This is a genomic window from Alkalibaculum sporogenes (assembly GCF_009362815.1).
GTDB lineage: Bacteria > Bacillota > Clostridia > Eubacteriales > Alkalibacteraceae > Alkalibaculum_A > Alkalibaculum_A sporogenes.
Window position 1 is genome coordinate 1 of the sequence record NZ_WHNX01000087.1, and the last position, 1,021, is coordinate 1,021.

At 33.7% G+C, this 1,021-nt stretch carries 1 protein-coding gene; it reads right to left on the minus strand.

The annotated features are described in order from the left end of the window. Window positions 1-315 precede the first annotated feature (315 nt). Window positions 316-1,021 (minus strand): IS256 family transposase (locus GC105_RS16670; protein WP_152807065.1); only part of this gene is annotated, 706 nt, incomplete at its 5' end.

A 1,021-nucleotide genomic window follows, 5' to 3' on the forward strand; every position in this document is an offset into this window, starting at 1 on the left:
GAGAATGTAATTATTTCTGTGTCCTAGGAAAGAATGTATCTTTCTTAAGCAAAAATAGATATGTACTGAGAAGCCGAAAAAACAAACTTCTCAATAGCTAAAATTATGTCCATCTTATAATGAAATATACGCATAATTCAATAAAAATGGGTGTAAGAAATAAAGGTCTATTTAAAGATTTATCATGGGCTCTGCCCATACCCGACCTCTGGAATAAAATTTAATAGTCTGGCAATAATATTATTGCCGACGGAATAAGGTTCGGCGCAAAGAAACTGCATTATTTCTTTTAGCGCCGATTCTTTTTCCATCATCCTACAAATACTGGGCTAAGATATCACCATATATGATATTGAGTTGGTTTATTACCATATCCCAGTTCCTATATCGCTGAGTCCATTTTTTCATAACATTTATGGACGCTAGATATAGCATTTTTTCTAGGGATATATCAGTAGGAAATACACTCTTTGTTTTAGTTACTTTTCTATACTGACGGTTAAGCCCTTCAATGATATTAGTGGTATACATGATCTTTCGGATTTCTTCACTAAATGCAAAGAATGGGCTTACCATATCCCAATTAGCTTCCCAACTACTAATAGCATAGGGATATTTCTTTCCCCAGGTATCTTTCATAATTTCAAGCTCCGTCAATGCTACTTGTTCATTGGGGGCTCTGTATACAGATTTAAAGTCAGATGAGAATTTCTTCAGATCTTTATAGGATACATATTTAAACGAATTACGTAGCATATGAATAATACATCTTTGCACCTGTGCCTTTGGATATACAGCATTAATGGCTTCTTTAAACCCTGATAGTCCATCTACACAGAAGAATAATACATCATTTACTCCTCTGTTTTTTAGATTATTTAGTATACCTAGCCAAAATTTTGAAGATTCATTGGCTCCGATCGTAATACTTAAGATATCTTTTGTTCCATCTAGCGTAATTCCTAAAACAATATAAGCAGCTCTATTGAGGATTCTACCATCTTCTCTAACCTTGTAATGA